We start from the raw sequence: 591 nt of genomic DNA on the forward strand, positions 1-591 counted from the left end.
TATGGAAATTATATTCTTAATAATTACAAATTTGACAGTTGTTTTGACATAGGTTGTGGTGATGCTTTGCTAGAAAGTGAGATAATAAAACATAATAATCAAATCTTATACAAGGGAATTGATATAAATAGTGGTATTTATGAAGTACCAAAAAAAAATAACGTAGATATTGTTAAAAGTAGGAATGATGTTTTTAAGAAAAAAGAAAAATATGACGCAATTTTTTTATTTGATGTACTAGAACACGACGATAATTTTTTTGATTTATTAGACTACAGTATGAATATTTCAAAAAAATATATATTTTTATCAATTCCCAATCAGGGTACCTTGCTAAATAGATTTAAATTTTTATTTACTGGAAAAATTGATGAAATGGGTTTTGAACAACTTAATAAACCTCTAAATCATAGACATCTATGGTGTGTAAACCCAAAAGAAGCAACAAATTTAATTGAAACAAGAATAAATAAAAATAAGTTTTTTATAAAAGAGGAAATCAATGTTTATCAATTTTCAAAAAAGTTTTTTAAAAGATTGATACAAAATTTTTTAAATTTTTTTATTTTTCCAAATAGATCGGAAGAGCGT

At 23.2% G+C, this 591-nt stretch carries 1 protein-coding gene; it reads left to right on the top strand.

What is annotated here, in order from left to right; genetic code table 11:
• Nucleotides 1-591: methyltransferase domain-containing protein (locus tag AMN83_RS05090; RefSeq protein ID WP_075504585.1), on the top strand; the 591-nt coding region annotated here is incomplete at both ends.

The sequence above is a fragment of the Candidatus Pelagibacter communis genome (assembly GCF_001180025.1).
GTDB lineage: Bacteria > Pseudomonadota > Alphaproteobacteria > Pelagibacterales > Pelagibacteraceae > Pelagibacter > Pelagibacter ubique_A.